The sequence below is a fragment of the Marivita sp. S2033 genome (genome assembly GCF_046592965.1).
Classification (GTDB): Bacteria; Pseudomonadota; Alphaproteobacteria; order Rhodobacterales; family Rhodobacteraceae; genus Marivita.
In genome coordinates this window covers 101,834-125,159 of the sequence record NZ_JBISBV010000004.1, presented here as the reverse complement: position 1 = coordinate 125,159, position 23,326 = coordinate 101,834, and the positions used below count along the sequence as shown (strand labels likewise).

19 protein-coding genes and 1 tRNA gene are annotated in these 23,326 nt (G+C 61.7%); 16 read left to right on the top strand and 4 right to left on the bottom strand.

Annotated elements, in window-relative coordinates; genetic code table 11:
* Nucleotides 1-103 precede the first annotated feature (103 nt).
* The 5 genes from leuS to ACGKZZ_RS09315 all read left to right on the top strand — a co-directional run bounded on the left by leuS (nucleotide 104) and on the right by ACGKZZ_RS09315 (nucleotide 7,477).
* Nucleotides 104-2,689 carry a leucine--tRNA ligase gene (gene leuS / locus ACGKZZ_RS09335; RefSeq protein ID WP_411223278.1) on the top strand — a complete coding sequence of 862 codons (2,586 nt, stop codon included), beginning with the start codon at nucleotides 104-106 and terminating at the stop codon, nucleotides 2,687-2,689.
* Nucleotides 2,676-3,170 carry an LPS assembly lipoprotein LptE gene (gene lptE, locus ACGKZZ_RS09330; RefSeq protein ID WP_411223277.1) on the top strand — a complete coding sequence of 165 codons (495 nt, stop codon included), beginning with the start codon at nucleotides 2,676-2,678 and terminating at the stop codon, nucleotides 3,168-3,170. The genes leuS and lptE overlap by 14 nt, the downstream gene beginning before the upstream one ends.
* Nucleotides 3,167-4,192, top strand: a complete 1,026-nt coding sequence (locus tag ACGKZZ_RS09325) for a DNA polymerase III subunit delta (protein WP_411223276.1) — start codon at nucleotides 3,167-3,169, stop codon at nucleotides 4,190-4,192. Before lptE ends, ACGKZZ_RS09325 begins: the two co-directional genes overlap by 4 nt.
* A 92-nt stretch (nucleotides 4,193-4,284) precedes the next feature.
* Complete coding sequence (gene fdhF, locus ACGKZZ_RS09320; protein ID WP_411223275.1) at nucleotides 4,285-7,053, top strand: formate dehydrogenase subunit alpha; 2,769 nt, start codon at nucleotides 4,285-4,287, stop codon at nucleotides 7,051-7,053.
* 73 nt (nucleotides 7,054-7,126) lie between these two features.
* A complete protein-coding gene (locus ACGKZZ_RS09315; RefSeq protein WP_411223274.1) occupies nucleotides 7,127-7,477 on the top strand; it encodes a PRC-barrel domain-containing protein in 351 nt (116 codons plus the stop codon).
* A gap of 21 nt (nucleotides 7,478-7,498) precedes the next feature.
* On the opposite strand, the gene ACGKZZ_RS09310 is transcribed toward ACGKZZ_RS09315, so the two are convergent.
* Both ACGKZZ_RS09310 and ACGKZZ_RS09305 read right to left on the bottom strand, forming a co-directional pair.
* Nucleotides 7,499-8,200 (bottom strand): response regulator transcription factor, encoded by a 702-nt coding sequence (locus tag ACGKZZ_RS09310; protein ID WP_411223272.1) that lies wholly within the window; start codon nucleotides 8,198-8,200, stop codon nucleotides 7,499-7,501.
* Complete coding sequence (locus ACGKZZ_RS09305; protein WP_411223270.1) at nucleotides 8,197-10,083, bottom strand: PAS-domain containing protein; 1,887 nt, start codon at nucleotides 10,081-10,083, stop codon at nucleotides 8,197-8,199. The genes ACGKZZ_RS09310 and ACGKZZ_RS09305 overlap by 4 nt, the downstream gene beginning before the upstream one ends.
* 215 nt (nucleotides 10,084-10,298) lie before the next feature.
* Between ACGKZZ_RS09305 and ACGKZZ_RS09300 the strand changes: the two genes are divergently transcribed.
* From ACGKZZ_RS09300 to ACGKZZ_RS09255, 10 genes are all read left to right on the top strand, one after another.
* Entirely contained in the window at nucleotides 10,299-12,263 is a 1,965-nt protein-coding gene (locus tag ACGKZZ_RS09300; RefSeq protein WP_411223424.1) for an AMP-binding protein, read from the top strand.
* A gap of 106 nt (nucleotides 12,264-12,369) precedes the next feature.
* Nucleotides 12,370-13,125 carry an ABC transporter ATP-binding protein gene (locus tag ACGKZZ_RS09295; protein WP_411223423.1) on the top strand — a complete coding sequence of 252 codons (756 nt, stop codon included), beginning with the start codon at nucleotides 12,370-12,372 and terminating at the stop codon, nucleotides 13,123-13,125.
* A gap of 10 nt (nucleotides 13,126-13,135) precedes the next feature.
* Nucleotides 13,136-14,089, top strand: a complete 954-nt coding sequence (locus ACGKZZ_RS09290; protein WP_411223269.1) for a branched-chain amino acid ABC transporter permease — start codon at nucleotides 13,136-13,138, stop codon at nucleotides 14,087-14,089.
* A 66-nt stretch (nucleotides 14,090-14,155) separates the two neighbouring features.
* Complete coding sequence (locus ACGKZZ_RS09285; protein ID WP_411223268.1) at nucleotides 14,156-14,395, top strand: hypothetical protein; 240 nt, start codon at nucleotides 14,156-14,158, stop codon at nucleotides 14,393-14,395.
* 87 nt (nucleotides 14,396-14,482) lie between these two features.
* Nucleotides 14,483-15,712: a branched-chain amino acid ABC transporter permease gene (locus ACGKZZ_RS09280; protein WP_411223267.1), complete on the top strand. Its 1,230-nt coding sequence runs from the start codon at nucleotides 14,483-14,485 to the stop codon at nucleotides 15,710-15,712.
* Nucleotides 15,713-15,765: 53 nt separating this feature from the next.
* Nucleotides 15,766-17,061 carry an ABC transporter substrate-binding protein gene (locus ACGKZZ_RS09275; protein ID WP_411223266.1) on the top strand — a complete coding sequence of 432 codons (1,296 nt, stop codon included), beginning with the start codon at nucleotides 15,766-15,768 and terminating at the stop codon, nucleotides 17,059-17,061.
* A 74-nt stretch (nucleotides 17,062-17,135) separates the two neighbouring features.
* Nucleotides 17,136-17,960, top strand: coding sequence for an ABC transporter ATP-binding protein (locus ACGKZZ_RS09270; protein ID WP_411223265.1), 825 nt, complete (start codon nucleotides 17,136-17,138; stop codon nucleotides 17,958-17,960).
* On the top strand, nucleotides 17,960-18,949 hold the full coding sequence (locus tag ACGKZZ_RS09265) for an App1 family protein (RefSeq protein ID WP_411223264.1): 990 nt from the start codon (nucleotides 17,960-17,962) through the stop codon (nucleotides 18,947-18,949). Before ACGKZZ_RS09270 ends, ACGKZZ_RS09265 begins: the two co-directional genes overlap by 1 nt.
* Nucleotides 18,950-18,992: 43 nt before the next feature.
* Complete coding sequence (locus ACGKZZ_RS09260) at nucleotides 18,993-20,192, top strand: phenylacetate--CoA ligase family protein (RefSeq protein WP_411223263.1); 1,200 nt, start codon at nucleotides 18,993-18,995, stop codon at nucleotides 20,190-20,192.
* A gap of 91 nt (nucleotides 20,193-20,283) precedes the next feature.
* Nucleotides 20,284-21,957, top strand: coding sequence for a peptidoglycan-binding protein (locus ACGKZZ_RS09255; RefSeq protein ID WP_411223261.1), 1,674 nt, complete (start codon nucleotides 20,284-20,286; stop codon nucleotides 21,955-21,957).
* Between the two features lie 77 nt (nucleotides 21,958-22,034).
* On the opposite strand, the gene ykgO is transcribed toward ACGKZZ_RS09255, so the two are convergent.
* Both ykgO and ACGKZZ_RS09245 read right to left on the bottom strand, forming a co-directional pair.
* Nucleotides 22,035-22,160, bottom strand: a complete 126-nt coding sequence (gene ykgO / locus ACGKZZ_RS09250) for a type B 50S ribosomal protein L36 (protein ID WP_005850168.1) — start codon at nucleotides 22,158-22,160, stop codon at nucleotides 22,035-22,037.
* Between the two features lie 81 nt (nucleotides 22,161-22,241).
* Nucleotides 22,242-22,316, bottom strand: a tRNA-Val gene (locus ACGKZZ_RS09245).
* A 145-nt stretch (nucleotides 22,317-22,461) separates the two neighbouring features.
* Between ACGKZZ_RS09245 and ACGKZZ_RS09240 the strand changes: the two genes are divergently transcribed.
* Nucleotides 22,462-23,325: an N-formylglutamate amidohydrolase gene (locus tag ACGKZZ_RS09240; protein WP_411223259.1), complete on the top strand. Its 864-nt coding sequence runs from the start codon at nucleotides 22,462-22,464 to the stop codon at nucleotides 23,323-23,325.
* Nucleotide 23,326 lies beyond the last annotated feature (1 nt).

Sequence of the window (23,326 nt, the reverse complement as noted above, 5' to 3'; positions counted from 1 at the left end):
ATTTGTGACAGGCCACAACGCGGGGTGTGTCTTTCGCTGGACGATCCGCTGCGACCGTCCTATCACCCGTTGCAACAAAACTGCACACCCGAAGGACTGCCTCATGTCGCGTTATGACCCCTCTGCCATTGAACGGAAATGGCAGGCCACCTGGGACGAGCATCAGACGTTCCGCGCCGTGCGCTCGGACGACAAGCCGAAATACTATGTGCTGGAGATGTTTCCCTACCCGTCGGGGCGCATTCATATTGGCCATGTGCGCAATTACACGATGGGCGACGTGATCGCGCGCTACAAGCTGGCGACGGGGCATAATGTGCTACATCCGATGGGGTTCGATGCGTTCGGCATGCCTGCGGAAAACGCCGCGATGGCGAGCGGCGGGCACCCGAAGGATTGGACCTATTCCAACATCGACACGATGGTCAGCCAGATGAAGCCTTTGGGCTTTGGTCTCGATTGGTCGCGCATGTTCGCGACCTGTGATCCAGAGTATTACGGCCAGCAGCAGGCGCTGTTCCTCGACATGCTGGAAGCCGGGCTGGTCTATCGCAAGAACGCGGTCGTGAACTGGGATCCGGTGGACATGACCGTGCTGGCCAACGAGCAGGTGATCGACGGCAAGGGCTGGCGCTCGGGGGCCGAGGTCGAGCGGCGCGAGTTGACGCAGTGGTTCTTCAAGATTTCCGATATGTCCGAGGAACTGCTCGAGGCGCTGGACACGCTGGATGACTGGCCCGCCAAGGTGAAGCTGATGCAGGCGAACTGGATCGGCAAATCGCGCGGTCTGCAGTTTGCTTTTTCGACCATCGACGCGCCCGAAGGGTTTGACCGGATCGAGGTTTACACGACGCGGCCCGATACGCTGATGGGCGCCTCGTTCGTGGGCATCTCCCCCGATCATCCGCTGGCGCGCCAGTTGGAAAAAGACAGCCCCGAGGTTGCCGCGTTCTGCGCCGAAGCGCGCAAGGGCGGCACCACCGCAGAGGCGTTGGAGAAAGCCGAGAAGCTGGGTTTCGACACCGGATTGCGGGTGCGCCATCCGTTTGACACGTCATGGGAATTGCCGGTCTACATCGCCAATTTCATCCTTATGGATTACGGCACCGGCGCGATCTTCGGCTGCCCGGCGCATGACCAGCGCGATCTGGAATTCTCGCGCAAATACGAATTGCCGGTGATCAGCACCTTCGTTCCGGCAATGGGCGAAGACGCCTTCATCCTGCCCGAAGACGGTGGGCCGGCCTATGTGCCGCCCAAGCCCGAAACCGTGCGCTACATCAATTTCTTCGCCGGTGAGGAAGCCCAGACCGGCGACGAGGCCATCGAGGCGGCGGTTGATTTTTGCGAAGAGAACGGCGTCGGGCATGGTGTGACCAAGTTCCGTCTGCGCGACTGGGGGCTGAGCCGCCAGCGCTATTGGGGCTGCCCGATTCCGGTCGTGCATTGCGACGCCTGCGGGGTGGTGCCAGAGGCGAAAGAGAACCTTCCGATCGCGTTGCCTTATGACGAGGACGGCGCGGCGATTGATTTCTCGATCCCCGGCAATCCGCTGGACCGGCACCCAAGCTGGCGCAACGTGCCGTGCCCGTCCTGTGGTCAGCCCGCGCAGCGCGAGACCGATACGATGGACACGTTTGTCGATTCGTCGTGGTATTTCGCCCGCTTCACCGCGCCCCATGCCGACACGCCGACCGATATGGACGATGCGGCCTACTGGATGAATGTCGATCAGTATATCGGCGGTATCGAGCACGCGATCCTGCACCTGCTCTATTCGCGCTTCTTTGCGCGGGCGATGCATATCACCGGGCATCTGCCGGAGAAGTGCAAGGAGCCGTTCAACGCGCTGTTTACGCAAGGGATGGTGACGCACGCGATTTACCGCACCAAGACCGAAAACGGCCGCGCCGCCTATCACTATCCCGAGGATGTGGAATTGCGCGACGGCAAGGGGTTTCTGGCCGATGGCACAGAGGTCGAGATCATCCCATCGGCCAAGATGTCGAAATCCAAGAACAACGTGGTCGATCCGGTGGCGATCATCCAGCAATACGGTGCCGATACCGCGCGGTGGTTCGTGCTGTCCGATTCACCCCCCGAAAGGGACGTGGAATGGACGGCGTCGGGGGCCGAAGCGGCGTCGAAACATCTGGGGCGCGTCTGGCGGATCGCTGCCGATGTGGCAGAGGCTGACGAGGCTCCGAACTCCGAGGACGATGCGCTGTTGCGCGAGATGCACAAGGCGATCAACGATGTGACACTCGGGGTCGAGAGTTTCGGCTTCAACGCCTCGATCGCGAAACTTTACGCCTTTACCAACGTATTGGGCAAATCGAAGGCGGGTTCAGACGCCAAGCGGCAGGCGACGAAGACGCTGGCGCAGCTCATGTCGCCGATGACGCCGCACCTGTCGGAAGAGATCTGGTCGATGCTGGGCGGCGAGGGCCTGATCGCCAACGCGCCCTGGCCTGTTGCGGACGCCGGGATGCTGGTCGATGACACGGTGACGATGCCTGTTCAGGTGAATGGCAAGCGGCGCGATGAAATCACCGTGCCGCGCGACATGGACAAGGCGGAGGTTGAAAAGCTGGCGCTGGCGACCGATGGTGCAAAGCGGGCGCTGGATGGTGCCGCGCCGAAAAAGGTGATCGTCGTGCCGGGTCGGATCGTGAATGTGGTTGCATAGACGCCAGACGCTGTTCGCGCTGGGCGCGGTTTTCGCGGCTGCGGCCTGCGGGTTTACGCCCGTCTACGGCCCGCAGGGCGCGGCGTCGGTATTGCAGGACAACCTGCGCGTCGAGACGCCTCGCAATCACAACGGCTATCTGATCAGCCAGCGGCTCGAAGACCGGTTAGGGCGCAATGACAACGGGCGATACGTCTTGACCGTGACGCCGACTGTCCGCCAGCAGGGGCTTGCAACCTCGGTCGAGGGCACGACGAACCGCTTTCAAGTCACTGGAGACGCGGATTACGCGCTGAAGGACGCCGAGAGTGGTGCCGACGTGCAAAACGGGCGGGTGACGAACTTTACCGGCTATTCGACCACCGGTTCGACAGTGGCGACACTGGCCGCCGAGCGTGACGCGGCGGCGCGCTTGATGGTGATTCTGGCGGATCAGATCGTGGACCGGTTGATCCTGTCTGCGAAGGACTTGCCGGAATGAAGCTGTCGGCGCGCGATGCGGCGGGCTATTTCGCTCGGCCCGATCCCGACAAGACCGGCGTTCTGATCTTTGGCGAGGACGCGATGCGCGTGGCGCTGAAGCGGCAGGAGTTGATCGCGGCCCTGATCGGCGCCGAGGGCGAGAGCGAGATGCGCCTGACGCGGATTCCAGCGACCGAACTGCGCCGCGAGCCAGCGCTTCTGGGAGACGCGATCAAGTCGGTCGGGTTTTTTCCCGGTCCGCGCGTGGCCTTTGTCGAGGATGCCAATGACACGGTTGCCAAGATCGTGGCCGGTGCGTTGGAGGATTGGCAAACGGGCGATGCGCAGATCGTTGTGACCGGCGGCGCGTTGCCCGCCAAATCGGCGCTGCGCAAAATGTTTGAAGGCCATCCCAATGCCTATGCGGCGGCGCTATACAACGATCCGCCCAGCCGCGCCGAAATCGAAGCCGAGCTGACGCGCGCCGGATTGGGGCGACCGCAAGGCGCGGCGATGGAGTTGCTGACGGCGCTGTCGCGCGAGTTGGATCCGGGTGATTTCCGCCAGACCCTGCAAAAGGTTGCGCTTTACAAGCTGAACGACGATGCGCCGTTGAGCCCCGAGGAAGTGACGCTCTGCGCGCCGGGCTCCACAGAGGCCGATCTGGATGATGTGCTCAACATCGTGGCCGAAGGGCGCACCGGCGAGATCGGGCCGGTCATGACGCGGCTCGGTGCGCAGGGCACGGCGGCGGTGACGCTTTTGATCATGGCGACACGGCATTTCAAGGCGCTGCACCGCGCCGCCTCTGATCCCGGTGGTGTCGGGCAGGGGATGGGGCGTTTGCGCCCGCCGGTCTTTGGCCCGCGCCGCGACCGGATGGCACGGCAGGCGTCGGGCTGGGGCATGCACCGGCTTGAACAGGCACTGAAGATGTTGCTTGAGACTGATCTGTCGCTGCGTTCGGCCGGGCAGCACGGGCCTGCAATGGCGATCGTGGAGCGGTCGTTCATCCGGCTGGCGATGCTGGCGCGGCGTTAGGCGCAAGGCGCAAATCCGTGGCAAGATGTCGGGATTGCCTGCCTGCTTTCTCTTCATCAATGGTTTACACTGTGCGTGATAGGGAGGCCCAGATGACAGACACGATCCGATTTACGCTGAACGGCCAAGAGGTCGAGGCCCGCGCCGGTGAGACCATTTGGGAGATCGCCAACGGGCGCGGCCTTGTGATTCCCCACCTCTGCCACACCCCGGCGCCGGGCTACCGCCCCGACGGCAATTGCCGCGCCTGCATGGTCGAGGTGGAGGGCGAGCGCGTTCTGGTGGCGTCCTGCATCCGCGAACCTGTGGACGGGATGGTCGTCACGACCGAATCCGCCCGCGCCAAGAACGCGCGCAAGATGGTGATCGAGATGCTCGTTGCCGATCAACCCGAGCAAGACGCCGCGCATGACCGCTCGTCGCGCTTTTGGGACACGGCCCACGCTGCCGGAGTGAGCGAAAGCCGCCTGCCGACGCTGGATGCCGAGCGGATTCCGCTGCTTGATGACAGTCATGTGGCGATGCGGGTCAATCTCGATGCCTGTATTCAATGCGGGCTCTGCGTGCGCGCCTGCCGCGAGGTGCAGGTCAATGACGTGATCGGCATGGCCGGGCGCGGGCATGATGCCTGGCCGGTGTTCGATTTCGACGATCCGATGGGGGAAAGCACCTGCGTCGCCTGCGGCGAATGCGTGCAGGCTTGCCCGACCGGAGCCTTGATGCCCGCGAGCGTGGTTGACGAGGCGCAGATCGGCGACAGCGCGGATTTCGACAGCGAGGTCGAAAGCATCTGCCCGTTCTGCGGTGTGGGGTGTCAGGTCTCGCTCAAGGTCAAGGATGGCAAGGTCAAGTATATCGACGGGATCAACGGGCCGGCGAATGAGGGGCGGCTGTGCGTCAAGGGGCGGTTCGGGTTCGATTACATCCACCATCCGCACCGCCTGACCAAACCGCTGATCCGCCGCGAGGATGCGCCGGAGAAGGGGCTGAACGTTGATCCGGAAAACTGGCAGGAGGTGTTCCGCGAGGCAAGCTGGGACGAGGCGCTGGATTTTGCGGCTGGCGGTCTGAAGGGGCGCGGGCGCGAGGTGGCCGGGTTCGGCTCGGCCAAATGCACCAACGAGGAAGCGTATCTGTTCCAGAAATTCATCCGGCAGGGTTTCGGGCACAACAATGTCGATCACTGCACGCGGCTCTGCCATGCGTCGTCGGTTGCCGCGCTGTTGGAAAATGTCGGCTCTGGCGCTGTGACGGCCACGTTCAACGAGATCGAGAATGCCGATGTGGCGATCATCATCGGCGCCAATCCGGTGGAGAATCACCCCGTTGCCGCGACCTATTTCAAACAATTCACGAAACGCGGCGGCAAGCTGATCGTGATGGATCCGCGCGGCGTCGGCTTGCGGCGGTTCGCGACGCATATGCTGCAGTTCCGGCCCGGCGCGGATGTGTCGATGCTCAACGCGATCATGCATGTGATCGTCGAGGAGGGGCTTTACGACAAGCAGTATATCGAGGCCTATACCGAGAATTGGGAGGCCGAGAAGGCCCATCTTGCCGATTTCCCGCCTGAAAAGATGGCCGCCATCTGCGGCATTGACGCCCAGACGCTGCGTGAGGTGGCGCGGGAATTTGCGACGGCGAAGGCTGGAATGATCTTCTGGGGTATGGGGGTCAGCCAGCATATCCACGGCACCGACAATTCGCGCTGCCTCATCAGCCTTGCGCTGATGACGGGGCATGTGGGCAGGCCAGGCACCGGGCTGCATCCGCTGCGCGGACAGAACAACGTGCAGGGCGCGTCGGATGCCGGGCTGATCCCGATGTTTCTTCCCGATTACCAGAGCGTGACCGATGACGGTGTGCGCCGCGCCTTTACCGAGGTGTGGGATTCGGGCGATTTTTCGTCCGAGAAGGGTCTGACGGTTACCGAAATCCTTGATGCGGTGCATGACGGCGACATCAAGGCGATGTACATTCTGGGTGAAAATCCGGCCATGTCCGACCCCGATGTCGAACACGCGCGCGTCGCCCTGGCCAAGCTCGATCATCTTGTGGTGCAGGATATCTTCCTGACCGAAACCGCGAATTTCGCGGATGTGATCCTGCCCGCGTCTGCCTTTTACGAGAAATCCGGCACGGTGACGAACACCAACCGGCAGGTGCAGATGGGGCGCGCCGCGATTGCGCCTCCGGGCGAGGCGCGCGAGGATTGGCGGATCGAGGTCGAACTGGCGCGGCGCTGCGGGCTCGATTGGTCTTATGACAGCCCGGCGGATATTTTCGCCGAGATGAAGCTCAACATGCCGAGCCTCGACAATATCACATGGGACCGTCTTGAGCGCGAGAATGCCGTGACCTATCCGTCCCTGTCGCCGACCGATCCGGGGCAGTCGATCGTGTTCGGTGACGGCTTTCCGCGCGCTGACGGACGCGCGCGATTCACCCCCGCCAGCATCATCGCCCCCGATGATGTGCCCGATGCGGACTATCCGATGATCCTGACCACCGGACGTCAGCTTGAGCACTGGCACACCGGGTCCATGACGCGGCGATCCCGCGTCCTCGACGCGGTGGAGCCCGAGGCGAATTGTTCCATGCATCCCAGCACCTTGCGCCAACTTGGGGTCGAGCCGGGCGGACATGTGCGGCTGACCACGAAACGCGGGACGGTCACGGTGATGGCGCGGGCGGATCGCGCGATTGCACCGGACATGGTGTTTCTGCCCTTCGCCTTCGTCGAAGCGGCGGCGAACATCCTGACCAATCCGGCGCTTGACCCTTACGGCAAGATTCCGGAGTTCAAGTTCTCGGCGGTGCGGGTCGAACCGGCGGACGGGGGAGCTTTGGCCGCGCAATAGAGCGCGCGCAGATTGGAACCGCGTCTGAGGGTGCGCGTTGTTCTCCTGAAACAGCTTCTCAGGAGGACATACGATGTTACGCTCAACAGCGATTGCCGCGCTTTTGCTTGCCTCGCCGCTTGCCGCGCAGGATGCCGAGGTCGGCTCTGCCGGTCCCCGAGACACGCGTGATGGCACCTACATGCAAAGTATCGATGACATTGACGTACGCAATGCCGATGGCGAGGTGATCGGGGAGATTGAAGAAATCCTGATTGACCAAGACGGCAAACCGGCCGGTTTCGTCATCGAATTCGGTGGATTTCTCGGATTGGCGGATTCCGACGTCGCGGTGCCGCTGGAGGCGCTGACGTGGAACGAATCGCACTATGTGTCGAAGATGACCCAAGAGCAGCTCGAGGCGCTGCGGCCTTGGGACGAATGAAACGGTCGAGCTGATGCGTCGCTAACTCCAGACGACGTCTCCCAGAAAGATATAGCCCGCGCCGTAGATCGTCTTGATCAGGCGCGGGTTTCTCGGATCCTCGCGCAGCTTGGTGCGCAGCCGTGAGATCCGCACATCCATCGCCCTGTCAAAGCTGTCGCCGGCCGCGCCGCCAAGGGTGTTTTGCATGTAGTCCCGCGTGATCAGCCGGTTCGGGCTTTCCAGAAACAAGCGCAACACCTCGCCTTCGGCGTGCGAAAACGGCGTTTCCTCGCCGCGTTCGTCTTGCAGAGAGTAGCGATCAAAAAACGCCGTCCAGCCGTTGAAACGCGCGGTTTGCCCGGTGGGTGCGGGATGCGCGCGGGTCCGCAAGCGGGCGCGGACACGGGCGACAACTTCGGCCGGATCGAACGGTTTGATGATGTAGTCGTCCGCACCCAGTTCCAGACCGGTGATCTTGTCCTGCACCTGAGCGCGGCCCGAAATGATGATGACCGTCGCCCCCTGTTCCAGCGCCAGACGGTGCACGAGGCTCAGCCCGTCGCGATCGGGCAGGCCAAGATCCACAAGGCAGACATCTGGCGTGGTCCGGCGCAAGGCCGCTTCGAGTTCGGCGGCGCGGCCAAAGCTCAGCGTCTTGAAACCCGCTTCGTGCAACGCTTCGGAGAGCATGGTGCGGATGGCCGGTTCGTCGTCCAATATGGCGATGAGCGGTTTGGTCATGGCGAATCATCCTCGTGGCCCAGAAAGGCGGCAAGATCGGATTGCGTGAACGGTTTGGGCAACACGGCAGCGCGGGCTGCCGCATCGGCGTGGCGTGGATCGGTCGGCGGCAGCGATGTGGTGAGGTAGACCGTCTTGTCGGGCAGGGCCGTCACCAGTTCCGTTCCGAGAGCCGGACCTTCCAGCGAGATATCCGACAGCACAAAGGCGATGTCGGGCACGCCACGCGCCAGCGCCAGCGCCTCGTCAACCGACGCGGCTTCGATCACGCTATGTCCCAGCGCGGTCAGCATGTCGCGGATGGTGGTGCGCAGGTCGGGGCTGTCCTCGACCAGCAGGACCAGCCCGGAATTGGTGTGCGATCCCGCCGTGCGCAACGGCAGGCGCAGCGTCACGCGTGCGCCGGTATTGGTATTGGCGATATGAAGCTGGCCGCCGGCAAGTTTGGCCATGTCATAGACCATCGACAAGCCAAGTCCCGACCCGCCCTCTCCCTTGGTGGTAAAGAACGGATCGAGCGCATGTTGAAGCGCCATTTGCGAGAATCCCGCGCCGCTGTCCTCGACCGTGAAGTCGATCCAGGTGTCGCGCAATTCGGTCGCGCTGACGCGGATTTCGCCCGTGGCGCCGCAGGCATCGCGGGCGTTCAGGATCAGGTTCAGCAGGCTGTCCTGCAACTGTCCGGGATCGAGCAAGGCGCGGCGGGTGATGTCGGTCGCGACCGTCAGCATGATGCTGTCTGGCAGGGACGGCGCGGCGAGGGTGTTGATATCGCTCATGAAGTTGGCCACATCGAGCGGTTCGGGCCGCCATGCGCGGTGCGCGGTGATGTCGGCGATCCGGTTGAGCAGGGCGCCGCCGCGCCGCGCCGCTTGCAATGTGGCAGTGATCAGCGGGTCGGCCGGAGCAGGCAGGTCCATGCGGGCGAGTTTGGACTGCATACCGAGAATGATCGTCAACAGGTTGGAGAAATCATGCGCCAGACCGGAGGTCAGCTGCGCCGCCATCTCGCGTCGGCGGGTTTGTTGCAGGGCAGCGCGAACCTGGGTTTCCTCGGTCACGTCCATCGACAGGATATAGACGCCGTTTTCGGTCTCATCCGGCGTGAACGCCGCGCGGATGCGGCGGGAACTGTTTTCATCGGTGAATTCGAAGGTCGAGGGATCGCCGTTCAGCGCCATTTGCAGATGCGGCAGCACACGCGCGTAGGCATCCGCGCCAAGCGCGTCGGAAATATGCAGCCCGACGATCTGAGAGGGACGCCCCGGCATCACCGACGACAACTTGCGATTGGAATATGTATAGCATCCGGAGCTGTCGACATGGGCGATATGGGCGGGCATCATTTCTGTCGTCAGGCGGGTGCGCGCCTCCATCTCGGTCAACTCGCGCTGCGCTTCTTCAAGCGCCGAGACGGTGGCGGCCAGTTTGCGGTTGGTGGACGCCAGCTCCTCTGAGCGGGCCAACACCTCCTCGGAGAGCAGTTCGGAGCGCGTGCGCAAAAGCTGTTCCTGCGATTTCGCTTCGGTGATGTCGGTATAGACCGTCACCCACCCGCCTTGCGGCAGCGGCGCGCCCTCGACACTGATAAAGCGCCCGTTGGCGCGGACGCGCTCCATGTAATGCGGCTGGAACGCACGCGCCTGTTCGACGCGGGTTTTCACAAAGCTCTCGAAATCGTCGATCTCGCCATATTCGCCGCGCTCGGCGAGGTGGCGGATGGTGTCCTCGAAATCGGCGCCGCGCCGGGTCAGCCTGTCGGGCAGGTCGAACATTTCGGCGAGTCGCGCATTGCAGACCGCCAGTTTCAGATCGCTGTCATAGATCGACAACGCCTGACCGATCAGGTTCAGCCCGGCCTGGATAAGCGCGTCGGTTTTCATGCAGCACGGCCCTGACAGATGGTTGCCCCATCTGGCTACCACCCGTGCGACATCACGCAAAGGGTGTGTATGCGCGCTGTTACAATTCGTTGGGATTGTGAAAACTTCAGGAAAAAGTTGACCGTCACGGTGGCATCTGTCCAACTTGAGACAATGTCGCGCAAAGCGATCGGTTCGGGAGCACCCGGACAACGGGAGGAAACATTTTGGATCATATGACCAAGGGCGTGGAAGGTTTGCGCTCTATTCCGGCCTTGTTGGCGCGCAACGCTGCGCAATTCGGCGATTCGCCTGCGTATCGCGAGAAGGAATATGGCATCTGGCAAAGCTGGACCTGGGCCGAGACGGCCAAGGAAATCGAGGCTCTGGCGCTTGGATTGCTGACCCTGGGGGTAAACGAGGGCGATTTTATCGCCATCATCGGTCGCAACCGGCCGTATCTTTATTGGTCGATGGTCGCTGCCGAATGTGTCGGTGCTGTTCCGGTGCCGCTTTATCAGGACGCTGTGGCAGAGGAGATGGAATACGTTCTGTCCCATTGCGGTGCGCGGTTCGTGATCGTGGGCGATCAGGAGCAGGTCGACAAGGTGATCGAGGTGCAGGAGCATCTGCACCAGTTCGAACACATGATCTATCTCGACCCCAGAGGTCTGCGCAAATACGATCACACGCGCCTGCACCAGTTCAGCGATGTGCAGAACCAGGGGCGCGCAGCTTATAACGAGCATATCAAGGAATTACAGGCCCGCAGCGCCAAGCTGGATTATGACAGCACCTGCGTGATGCTGTATACGTCGGGGACGACGGGCAAGCCCAAGGGGGTGGTGCTGTCGAACCGGAACATCATCGAAACCGCCAAATCCTCGTCTGAATTCGACCATCTGAAACCCAATGACGAGGTTCTCGCCTATCTGCCGATGGCATGGGTCGGGGATTTCATCTTTTCCATCGGGCAGGCCTATTGGTCGGGCTTCTGCGTCAACTGCCCCGAGAGCCCCGAGACGATGATGACGGATCTGCGCGAGATCGCGCCGAGCTATTATTTCGCGCCGCCACGGGTGTTCGAGACGCAGCTGACGCAAATCATGATCCGCATGGAAGACAGCGGCACGTTCAAGAAAAAGACGTTTGATTATTTCATGGCGCACGCAAACAAGGTGGGGCCGGATATCCTTGACGAAAAGCCGGTCAGCACCTTTGACCGCCTGAAATACAAGCTTGGCGAATTCATGGTCTATGGCCCGCTGAAAAACGCGCTCGGGTTTTCCAATGTGCGCGTCGGATATACGGCGGGCGAGGCGATCGGGCCGGAGATTTTCGACTTCTATCGCTCGCTCGGCATCAACCTGAAGCAGCTTTACGGTCAGACCGAAGCGTCGGTGTTCATCACGCAGCAGCCCGATGGCGAGGTGCGCTCTGACACCGTTGGCGTGCCGAGCCCCGGCGTCGAGATCCGCATCGCCGAGAATGGCGAGGTCTTTTACCGCTCGCCCGGTGTGTTTGTGGAGTATTACAAGAACGCTGAATCGACGGCCGATACCAAGGATGCCGAAGGCTGGGTCGCCACCGGAGATGCCGGCTTTATCGAGGAGCGTACCGGCCATCTGCGCATCATCGACCGTGCCAAGGATGTCGGCACGATGGCAGATGGTGCGATGTTCGCGCCCAAATATGTCGAGAACAAGCTGAAGTTCTATCCCAACATCCTTGAAGCCGTGGTGTTCGGCGCGGACCGCGACCGCTGCACGGCGTTCATCAATATCGACCTTGCCGCTGTCGGCAACTGGGCAGAGCGCAACAATATCGCCTACGCCTCCTATCAGGAACTGGCGGGGCACAAACAGGTTCTCGATACCATTCAGGCGCATATCGAAGAGACAAACCAGAGCATCGCGCAGGATGACATGCTGTCGGGCTGTCAGGTGCATCGCTTCCTGGTGCTTCACAAGGAGCTTGATGCCGATGACGGTGAGCTGACACGCACCCGCAAGGTGCGGCGCAAGATCATCGGTGAGAAATTTTCCGACCTCGTGACCGCGCTCTATGACGGATCGTCGTCGATCTACACCGAAACCGAAGTCACCTATGAGGACGGGCGCAAAGGGAAAATCAAGGCGACGCTGGAAATCCGCGATGCCAAGGTCGTTCCGGTGACCCCCAAAGCGATGGCCGCGGAATGACCGTGGAATCGATTAATATTTGTGAAGAGAAGAAACAGGGGACGGGCGCGTGAAAGACACCGAAGGATACGTCACCGAAGACGGACGCCAGATTGGTGGCACCCTGATGGACATGCGCAACATCACGCTGCGCTTTGGCGGGGTGGTGGCGATTCAGGACATCTCGTTCGACATCCGCGAGGGCGAAGTGCGCGCGATCATCGGTCCCAACGGTGCCGGCAAGTCGTCGATGCTCAACGTGATTTCGGGGTTCTACACGCCGTCCGAGGGCGAGGTCTGGTATCAGGGATCAAAGCGTCCGCAGATGAAACCCTTCGAGGTCGCCCGGCAGGGTGTGGCGCGCACATTCCAGAACATCGCTTTGTTCGAGGGCATGACGGTTCTCGACAATGTCATGACCGGGCGGCTGACCCATATGAATGCGGGTCTTTTCAGCCAGGCACTTTGGTGGGGACCAGCACGCCGCGAAGAGATGGAAAACCGCGAAAAGGTCGAGCGGGTGATTGATTTTCTGGAGATCCAGAAAATCCGCAAGACGCCGGTTGGCCGCTTGCCCTACGGGTTGAAAAAGCGTGTCGAGTTGGCGCGCGCGCTGGCGGCAGAGCCGTCGCTGTTGCTGCTCGACGAGCCGATGGCGGGGATGAATGTCGAGGAGAAAGAGGACATGAGCCGCTTCATCCTTGATGTGAATGACGAATTTGGCACCACGATCTGCCTGATCGAGCATGACATGGGGGTCGTGATGGATCTGTCGGATCGCGTGGTTGTCATGGATTACGGCAAGAAGATCGGCGACGGCACACCCGACGAGGTGCGCAACAATGAAGACGTGATTGCCGCCTATCTTGGCGTGCCGCATTGAGGGGGCAGGAATGCTGAACGACATATTCGTAGCGCCGTTCGTGGACATGTTTTCCGCGCCGGATTTTCTGATGCAGGTTCTTTGGGAGGGGCTGGTTTCGGGCATCCTCTACGCCTTGATCGCGCTTGGGTTCGTATTGATCTTCCGCTCCAGCCGGATCTTCAACTTTGCGCAAGGCATCATGGTGGTGTTCGCAGCGCTGACGCTGGTGGGGCTGTTCGCGCTGGGCATACCGGCCTGGATCAGCGTCGGCTTGACGCTGGTGGTGATGTTCGTGCTTGCCGTGGTGATCGAACGCGTGGTGTTGCGCCCGCTTGTCGGGCAGCCCGACATCATCCTGTTCATGGCGACCATCGGCATCACATTGTTCCTGATCGGCCTGGGCGAGACGATCTTCGGCGGCGAAAACAAGGTGATGATCACCGAAGAGCTGGGCATCCCGACCGGTGATACGGTGTTCGAACCGTTCGGCGGCCTGTTGATCCTTCAGCATCTCGACATCACGGTGGTGATCGTGGCGACGCTGCTGGTTCTGGGGCTGCTGGCGTTTCTCAACTACACCCAGATGGGGCGCGCCATTCGCGCGCTGGGCGACGATCATCAGGCGGCCTTGTCGGTCGGGATCTCTTTGCAGACGATCTGGGTGCTGGTCTGGTTCATCGCGGGGATCATCGCGCTGGTGACGGGCATCGCCTGGGGCGCGCGGGCTGGCGTCAGCTTTGCGCTCGAGGTGATCGCCTACAAGGCGCTGCCGGTGCTGATGCTGGGCGGGCTTGAATCGATCACCGGGGCCATCGTCGGCGGGTTGATGATCGGTATTCTGGAAAAACTGTTCGAGATCTACTGGGGCCAGCCCTTGCTGGGGGGCAATACCGAGACGTGGTTCGCCTTTGTCCTGGCGCTGATCGTGTTGCTGTTCCGCCCTCAGGGGCTGTTTGGAGAGCGGATCATCGAAAGGGTCTGACGCAGCGCGGGGCGCGCTGGGAACGGGACTTACGGGCAAAAGTGCCCGGCTTTTGAGGAAGGACACATGGCAAAGCTGATCGCAATTTTGAACGTCGTCGCATGGTCGGGCTTCTGGGCTTTCGGGTACTTGGCCCTGGCAAGCGGCAGCGAAGCCGGGACGAATACGGTGATTGCGATCCTGTTGGCCGCGCTTGGCGGTGCGGCGGGGATGTGGGCCTATTTCTGGCTGATCCGTCACAGCGAAATGACGGGCTATGCGAAGCCGCGCAATCGTGCGGTGATCGAGGACGAGACCGCCCTCTAGGGCCACCCGCGCCGCCGGCACAGGCGGTCACGGATCACGCCGACCAGACGATCAAAGCCTGACAGGGGCGACAAGGGAAAGACCAAGATGTTTTACAGAACCGCAGGTCAGTTCAAGACGAGCTATGCCGCCGATCAGGCGCTGTTTCCGGTGCGGCAGGATGCTCTTCTGCTTGGCGTCATCGTGCTGTTGGGTTGGGTGATCTTCCCGCTGACCGCGTCGGAATTCACCTTTCAGACGCTGCTCATTCCGATCCTGATCTATGCGCTGGCGGCGATGGGGCTCAATATCCTCACCGGATTTGCCGGTCAGCTGAGCCTCGGCACCGGCGCGTTCATGGGCGTCGGGGCCTATGCGTGCTACAAGATGCTGACGATCTTTCCCGAGTTGAACCCGATCATCGCGATCCTGCTGTCGGGGTTCTTCAGCGCCGGAATCGGTGTGGTGTTCGGTATCCCGAGCTTGCGGATCAAGGGGTTCTACCTTGCCATTGCAACTCTGGCGGCGCAGTTCTTTCTTGTCTGGCTGTTCGAGAAATGGGCCTGGCTTTACAATTACAACGCCTCGGGCGCGATCCAGGTGCCGAACTTGAAGATGTTTGGCATCTATGTCTCCGGACCGCAGGCAGACTCCGTCACCGAGTATTACATCGTGTTGTTCATCGTCACCTTGCTGACGGTGCTGTGCATCAATCTTACGCGCGGAAATTTGGGCCGGACCTGGAAGGCGACGCGCGATATGGACATTGCGGCGGAATTGATCGGCATCAACCTGATGAAATCAAAGCTGACCGCCTTTGCCGTGTCGTCCTACGTCGTGGGTGTCGCGGGCGCGCTTTATGTCTTCATGTGGAAAGGCGCGGCAGAGCCGAATGTCTTTGACATCCCGCTGTCGTTCCAGGTGCTGTTCATCGCCATCATCGGCGGGCTGGGGTCGATCATGGGCAACTATCTCGGCGCGATCCTGATCGTCGGGCTTCCGGTTGTGTTGAACGTCGCGTCGGGAACGCTGGTGTTTGATATGTCCCTTTGGGCGGCGGCGCTTTTGATCGCGGTGCTGGCGGTGGCGGCGTTCCTGTTCTGGATCGCGCGCAACCTCTGGGGCGTGGGCGTTATAGCTGCGATCGCGATGGCGATCTTGATCTATGGCTATGCGCAGACCCAGGGGTTTCAAATCGAATCCGCCCTGGTCGAACATATCAACACCATGATCGTCGGAGCGTTGATCGTGTTTTTCCTGATCATCGAACCGCACGGGCTCAACCAGCTTTGGCGGCTGATCCGCGAGAAACTCATCATCTGGCCGTTCCCGCACTAGGGGGCGCGGCCCAACAACAAGAACCAACAGAACTATCCAATGGGAGGAAAACCATGAAACACTCTACCAAACTGGCGGCAGCGGCAGCGCTGGGCACGATGCTCGGCACCGCCGTGATGGCGCAAGAACTTTATACGCCGAACATGGCGTACCGGACCGGGCCGTTTGCGGCGACGGGCATTCCGCTGATGAACGGGCAGGCCGACTACATGACCCTGCTCAATGAGCGCGATGGCGGCATCGGCGGCGTGATGGTCAATTTCGAGGAATGCGAGACCGGCTATTCCACCGAAAAGGGCGTGGAATGTTATGAAAAGACCAAGGAGCGGGCGATTGTCACGCAGCCCTGGTCCACCGGCATCACGCTTCAGGTGCTGCCGAAAGCCAATGTCGACGAGATCCCGATCCTGGCCTCGGGCTACGGCTTTTCGCCGATGGCCGATGGCAAGGTCTTCCAGTGGGCGTTCAACGTGCCTGCGGGATATTGGGATGGCGCCGACATGATCATCCAGTACCTTGAGGAGCAGGGATCGCTTGACGGCAAGAAGATCGCGTTTCTGCACCTCGATCACCCGTTCGGCAAAGAGCCTCTGCCAATCCTGGAGATGCATGCCGAAGCCAAGGGGTTCGAGCTGCTGCCGATCCCGGTCGGCCTGAAAGAGATGCAGAACCAGTCGGCGCAGTGGTTGCAGATTCGCCGCGAACGCCCCGATTACGTGATCATGTGGGGCTGGGGCGCGATGAACGCAGGCGCGATCACCGAAGCGGTCAAGACCAAATTCCCGATGGAGAACATGCTGGGCGTCTGGTGGGCCGGACATGATGCCGACCTCAAGTTGGTTGGTGAAGACGGCAAGGGCTACAAGTCGATTTCCTGGTCGTTCCCCAACCCCGATGCTCCCGCGATGAAAGATCTTCAGGAAAAGGTCATCGACGCCGGACTGAGCCAGACCAACGCCGAAGAGATGAAAGGCGTGTTCTATGGCCGTGGCCTTGTCATGTCGATGATCCTGGCCGAGGCGATCAAGAACGCTCAGGAGAATTTCGACACCGCCCAGATCACGCCGCAGCAGCTTCGCTGGGGGCTTGAGAACATCGACCTGACCGAAGAGCGGATCTCGGAATTGGGCATGGATGGCATGGTGCCGCCGTTCTCGACATCCTGTTCCAACCACACCGGCCATTCCGGAGCGTGGATGCTGGAATGGGACGGCGAGAAATTCGTCAAGGCATCCGATCTTCTGACGGCCAATGTCGAAGGCTATGCAGATGTGATCGCATCCTCCGCCGCTGACTATGCCGAGGCCAATGCGCCCTGGCCGGTGAACGAGGATTGCGCCGCCGAGTAAATCGCGCTGACCCTTCACCGGCGGCGCGACCCGTCGCCGGTGGATTTCGAGTATTTCAAAAGAGAAGAAGAACCATGCTGGACGCGGCCCCTACCGATGAGACCCTGCTCGAGGTCAACAATATCGAGGTGATCTACAACCACGTCATCCTCGTGTTGAAGGGCGTCAGCCTGAGCGTGAAGACCGGTGGCATCACCGCGCTTCTGGGCGGGAACGGCGCTGGCAAGACGACGACGCTCAAGGCGATCTCGAACCTGCTGCATTCCGAGCGCGGCGAGGTCACCAAAGGGTCGATCATCTATGAAGGCGAGCGTGTGCAGGATCTCGACCCGGCCGCGTTGGTCAAGCGCGGGGTCATTCAGGTGATGGAAGGGCGGCACTGCTTTGGCCACCTGACCGTCGAGGAAAACCTGCTGACTGGCGCCTATACGCGGCGCGATGGCAAGGGCGCGGTCGAGGCGGATCTGCAGATGGTCTACGACTATTTTCCGCGCCTGAAAGAGCGGCGGAAATCGCAAGCTGGCTATACATCCGGGGGTGAGCAGCAGATGACGGCCATCGGACGCGCGCTGATGTCGCGCCCGAAAATGGTGTTGCTCGACGAGCCGTCGATGGGCCTTGCGCCGCAGCTGGTCGAGCAGATTTTCGAGATCGTGAAATCGGTGAACGAGAATGAAAACGTGTCGTTCCTGTTGGCCGAGCAGAACACCAATGTCGCGCTGCGCTATGCGCATCAGGGCTATATCCTGGAGAACGGGCGTGTCGTTCTTGACGGTCCGGCGGCGGACCTGCGCGAAAATCAGGACGTGAAGGAATTCTATCTGGGCATGTCGGATGACGGGCGCAAATCCTTTCGCGACGTACGCTCCTATCGCCGGCGCAAGCGCTGGCTGGCCTGATGAAACGCCTGAAGTTTGCCGAGACTCTGGTCGAAGCCGTGTTTCGCCGCGACGGGCCGCCGATGCTTCAGCCCTATCGCGGCTATGCGGAGCCGGACCAGTTGATCCTGCAAGGGCGCGTGGTGTCAGCCGTGCGCCGCGCCGCGCCGGAGCCGGATCAGTCGCGCTGGACGAATTTCAAGGAGATGGTGTCGCTGTTTTTCACCACCGAAGTGGCGGATGTGCCCGTCACCGCCGAAGGTGTCACCACGCGTTCGAACGCCGAAGGTTATGTCACGCTCGCCGTGCCGCGCGCAAAGGACACCGAAGGCTGGGTCACGGTCGAGGCGCATCTGGCGAACGCACGGATCGAACCGGTGCAGATGCCGGTTCTCGTGCCGCCGCGCGATGCGCGGTTCGGGGTGATCTCGGATATCGACGACACGATGATGCACACCGGAGCGCAATCGCTCCTGCGCAACCTGTGGACGACGTTCACCGGCAATGCGCTGACACGCCAGATCTACCCCGACAGCAAAGCGCTGATCGATCGCCTGTCTGACGCGGGTCGCAATCCGGTGTATTACGTCAGCTCTTCGCCGTGGAACCTGCACAGCTTTCTCGACAAGGTGTTCGCGCGCGTGGGACTTGTGCAGGGTCCGATGTTCCTGCGCGATCTTGGGATCAGCGATCATGGTGTCGTCGGCGCCAGCCACCAGAACCACAAGGGGGCGGCCGTGGCCACGATACTGGCGGCCAATCCGGACCTCGGGTTCTATTTGCTCGGCGATACCGGCCAGAAGGACGCACAGGTCTATCTTGACGCGGTGCAGCGGTTTCCGGGGCGCATCCGCGCGGTCCTGCTGCGTCAGCCGACGCGTTCGGTAAACCCGGACGCGAAAGACGCGTTGTCAAAGATCGAGCAGCTGGGCGTTCCCACCTATCACGGCCCCGATTTCAAGGATTTGCCCGCACGCGTTTTGTCGCGCGATGCACAGGCGGCGGAATGAGCGGGCCGGTGAATTTCGACTATCGCCTCACGAGGAGAGCGCCATGAGTACCCATTTTGACGATCTTGAAACCCGCAGCCCCGATGCGCGCCGGAGCGCCCAGGAGGCCGCGTTGGCGGCGCAGGTGCAGCGCGTGATGCAGGCTGACGGGTCTTATCTCGCCGGGCATGATCCGATTGCCGCAATCGACGATCTGCCAAAGCTGCCGGTGTTGCGCAAATCTCAACTGGTGGCGCGGCAAAAGGAGAATCCGCCGTTTGGCGGCATACCCGTCAGCAACATCGCGCATGTGTTCCAATCGCCGGGGCCGATCTATGAACCCGGAGGCCTGAGCCATGACTGGTGGCGCATGGGGCGGTTTCTGCACGCCTGCGGCATTGGCGAGAGCGATATCGTGCAGAACTGCTTTGGCTATCACCTGACGCCTGCCGGCATGATTTTTGAAAACGGTGCGCGGGCGGTCGGGGCCAAAGTGCTGCCTGCCGGAACCGGGCAGACAGAGCTTCAGGCGCAGGCGGCGCATGATTTGCGGGTCACAGCCTATGCCGGCACGCCGGACTATCTCAAGATCATTCTGGAAAAGGCCGACGAGATGGGCCTGCCGCTCAACATCACCCGCGCGGCTGTGGGCGGTGGGGCGTTGTTTCCGTCGCTGCGCGCCTATTATGCAGATCGCGGGATTGCGTGCCGCCAGTGTTATGCCACCGCCGATCTGGGCAACATCGCCTATGAGAGCGACGCCGAGGACGGGATGATCTTGGACGAAGGCGTGATCGTCGAGATCGTCACGCCCGGCACCGGCGATCCGGTGGCCGAGGGAGAGGTGGGCGAGGTGGTTGTGACGACCCTGAACCCCGATTACCCGCTGATCCGGTTCGCGACCGGAGACATGAGCGCCTTTATGGCGGGGGAGAGCGCGTGCGGGCGCACCAACGCGCGGATCAAGGGCTGGATGGGGCGTGCCGACCAGACAACCAAGATCAAGGGGATGTTCGTGCGTCCCGAGCAGGTGGCCGCTCTGGTCGCCCGCCACGCCGAGATCGAGCGGGCCCGTGTCGTGGCCAGCCGCGACGGCGAGATGGACGTGATGACGGTTCAGATCGAGACCGCGGCGCAGGATGGTGCGGCCTTCGAGCCGAGCGTGTTCGAGACGCTCAAGCTCAGGGGCCGCGTCGAACTGGTGCCGCCGGGGGCGCTGCCGCGCGACGGGCTGGTGATCGAGGATGCGCGCAGCTACGACTGATTTGACCGCTCAAGGCGAAGTTATTTTCGCTGATATTGGATAACTTCGCCGTTTCATGCGTTACCTTTGCGTATCTAAGGAGGGTGCGTTTATGAAACGTATGATTATCCCGCTGGCCGCGACTGCGCTGCTGGCGACACCGGTGTTGGCGCAGAACAGCGATCTTCTGGTCATCGGAAACAGCGACCAGAGCGTTCTGCAACGACTGACCGGCAGTGGCGATCTGGACGATCTGCGAGGCGCGTTCGAGGATCGTGGCGTCGCAGTGAGCCTTGTGACCGGCGCCGATGCGGCCGCCATGCGGTCTGCATTTCTTGATTTTGCAAACGATGTCGATGCCACGACAGACGATGTGATCATCGTGCTGACAGGACGCTTCGTTTCAACCGTTGCCGGAACCTATCTGGTCCCTGCGGACAGCGCGGGCGCATTGAGGTTGGGGCAGGTGGTCACCGAGGGCTTCCCGCTGGATGCCGCTTACGCGGTGGCGGCTGAATATCCGGGGCGAGCGCTGATCGTTCTGGGAGAGGTCGAGGTTGATGCAACCCTGCCATCCGGTCTGTCGGCCAATCTGTCACTGGGCAATATCCCTCAAGGTGTGACCGTTGCGATCGGCCCGGCCGGAAACGCGGCGAAATTTGTTGATCGGCTCACCGATGCGACCGGCGACGATGTGCTGCCACTTGCGCGCGCCGAGGGGTTGAGCCTGGTCGGTTTCGTGCCGCGCGAATTGCCGCTGCTGGCGCGGAGCGAAACGGCTTTGCCACAGGTCGAGACGCGCCCGGAGACGGACACTGCCGCGCGCAATCAGGCTGACGGCGCGGCGTGGACAAAGGCGGAAGACGCCGACACCCAAGCGGCCTACGAAACGTACCTCGCCGCGTTTCCCAATGGGAATAACGCAAGCGAAGCGCGGCAGCGGTTAAACACGATCAAGTCAGAGCCGTTTTACCGTGAGAAACAGGCCGAAACCGATCTGGGCCTGTCGCGCGATGCGCGGCGCGAGATCCAGCGCGATCTATCGCTGCTGGGCTACAACACGCGTGGCATCGACGGGATATTCGGCCGTGGCACACGCGGCGCGGTGACCGCATGGCAAAGCGAAAACAACGCGCGGGCGTCGGGCTATCTGACTGCCGACCAAATCTCCCGTCTCGATGCGCAGGCAGAGCGGCGCGCGGCCGAACTCGAAGAGGAAGCGCGCCAGCGTCAGGCCCAGCTTGAGCGGCAGGACCGCACGTTCTGGGAAGAGACCGGCGCGAAGGGAGATGAGGCCGGATATCGCGCCTATCTCAAGCGGTTTCCCGATGGTGTCTATGCCGAGGTGGCGCAGGAGCGGCTGAATGACATAGAGGCCGAACGCCGCGCGCAGGCCGAGGATAACGACGCAAATCGCTGGCAGGTGGCCCGTCAGACGGATACCCAGGACGGCTATCGCGCCTATATCAACGACCGCCCGAACGGCGCGTTTGTCGAGGAAGCGCACGCGCGGATCGACTGGCTGGAGCGCAACTCGGAACAGCGCGCCGATCAGGCCCGCGCCGAGGCAGAGGAGGCCGCGCTTGGGCTGAACGGGGCTGCGCGGCGTCTGGCCGAGGCGCGAATGGAAGACCTCGGGTTGAAGCCGGGGGCCGTGGACGGCACGTTTGACGAAGACACGCGCCGCGCCATTCGCCGCTATCAGGACGCGCGCGAATTGCGGGTGACGGGGTATCTTGATCAGGCGACGGTTGTACGGCTGATGGCGGATACGATCCTGCGGTGATCGCCTTGCCGTGATGACCGACATAAAAAAAGCCACCCGGAACTCCGGGTGGCTTTTTCTTTTACTGCGGGGTCCGCTTAACCCTGACGGGCTTTGAACCGGCGCTGCGTCTTGTTGATGACGTAGACGCGGCCCTTGCGGCGCACAACGCGGCAGTCGCGATGGCGGTTCTTGAGCGAACGGAGCGAGTTTCTGACCTTCATGGGCCTCTCCTCATGTCGCGGCGCGCGAGCGCCTCTCGGGTTGCGGATGCCCCGATCCGAAGATCAGGACGGTGAAATCAATGGTGGGCGATACAAGGTTCGAACTTGTGACCCCTTCGATGTCAACGAAGTGCTCTACCACTGAGCTAATCGCCCTTTTACCGTTGCGAAAATCCGGCCCCAAACAAAAGGGGCGCGTAAAGCCGCGCCGATGGAGCGGTCTATAAAAGGAGTCGGAACAGGGATCAAGGGCTTTTGATAGAGGAATAATTCGGTCTATTGTATCGGCAACGGAGGGCGTATGCCGAAACTCGCTTATCATCTCGTCGAGCCTGAGGCGAATACCTCGCGCGTGGTGTTCGCGTCTCCCCATTCGGGGCGCGACTATTGCTGGTCTTTTCTGCGCCATACAGACCTTGACGAACTGGCGATCCGGTCCTCCGAAGATGCCTTTGTCGACCGGCTGTTCGATTGTGCGCCGCAATTCGGTGCGCCTTTCATCAAGGCCGGGGCGCCGCGCGCCTTCATAGACCTCAATCGCAGCGCCGAAGAGCTTGATCCGGCGCTGATTGACGGTGTTCGCCGGCAAACCCACAACCCACGGGTTGCGTCGGGGCTTGGCGTGGTGCCACGGGTGGTGGCCAACGGGCGCGCGATCTATCGCGGCAAGTTGCCGTTGCATGAGGCAGAGCGCCGCATCGCGCAGTATTGGCACCCCTATCATGCCGAACTGCGCAGGCTGATCACACGGGCTCACACGAAATTCGGCGAAGCGATTCTGGTTGATTGCCATTCGATGCCGCACGAAGCGCTGGACGGGGTTGCCAAAGCGTCGTCGCGCCGCCCGCAGATCGTTCTGGGCGACAGATTCGGGGCGTCGGCCAGCCAGACGGTGATTGACCAGATCGAAGCGGCGTTTACCGATGCGGGACTGGTCGTGGCGCGCAACACGCCATTCGCAGGAGCCTATATCACCCAAGCCTATGGCCGCCCGTCCCGAGGCCAGCACGCGGTCCAGATCGAGATTGACCGTTCGATCTACATGGATGAACGCGACGTGCGCCCGAATGCCAATTTCCACAATTTCCGCAAGCTGTTGCGCAGCGTGGTTGCAGAGATCGCGGCCACGGGACAAGCCGACCAGATGCCTCTGGCCGCGGAGTGAA